Origin of the sequence: Rhizorhabdus antheiae, from assembly GCF_049889055.1 — a bacterium.
Classification (GTDB): Bacteria; Pseudomonadota; Alphaproteobacteria; order Sphingomonadales; family Sphingomonadaceae; genus Rhizorhabdus.
This window is the reverse complement of the sequence record NZ_JBLTWO010000029.1, coordinates 1-926: the sequence shown is the minus strand read 5'-3', so window position 1 is coordinate 926 and position 926 is coordinate 1. Positions and strand designations below refer to the sequence as shown.

At 63.8% G+C, this 926-nt stretch carries 1 pseudogene; it reads right to left on the bottom strand.

From position 1 onward, the window contains the following. Positions 1 to 866 (bottom strand): annotated as a pseudogene (locus ACNI3R_RS20410) (IS3 family transposase); the annotation flags it as partial. Positions 867 to 926: the final 60 nt, after the last annotated feature.

Below are 926 nucleotides of genomic sequence, written 5' to 3'. Positions count from 1 at the left end.
CTCAACCCGCTGCTCCTGCGACCAGCGCAGGATCGCCGACGAGGTCAGTTCGGTCCCATTGTCGCTGACGACCGTGTGCGGCTTGCCGCGCTGGGCGATCAGATCGGTCAGCTCCCGCGCCACCCTGATGCCCGACAGCGACGTGTCCGCCACCAGCGCCAGGCACTCGCGCGTATAATCATCGACGATGCACAACATGCGGAACCGCCGGCCGCAGGCCAGACTGTCGGAGACGAAGTCGAGGCTCCAGCGCTGGTTCGGATACTCGGGCAGCAACATCGGCGCCCGTGTGCCCAGGGCACGCTTGCGGCCGCCACGACGTCGGACCCGCAGGCCTTCCTCGCGATATATCCGCAACAGCTTCTTGTGGTTGGGCCTCATGCCTTCCCGCGCCAGCAGATAGCCAAGCCGACGATAGCCGAACCGGCGGCGCTCAGCCGCCAACTCGCGAAGACGCGCCCGCAAGGGCGCATCATCAGCCCTGGTCGGCTGATAGCGGACCACCCGCCGGCTCACGCCGACCAACTCGCACGCCCGACGCTCGCTCAGCCCGTGATGTTCACGCGCATGGGCGACAGCTTCCCGCTTCGCGCCGGGCGTCACCATTTTTTTGTGGCCAGATCCTTCAGCACCGCGTTGTCGAGCATCGCCTCCGCTAGAAGCTTCTTGAGTTTCGCGTTCTCATCCTCAAGCGCACGCAGGCGCTTCGCCTCCGACACATCCAAACCGCCGAACTTCGCTTTCCACTTATAGAAGGTCGGGGAGCTGATCCCATGACGCCGGCACAACTCCGCCGGTGCCATGCCCGCTTCCTGCTCCTTCAAAATCGCGATGATCTGCTCTTCGCTAAACCTGCTGCGCTTCATCTTCGTCCGACTCCTTCGTGTCGGACTCTACTCAAAATCGGTCACATTTCAGGGGTGCAC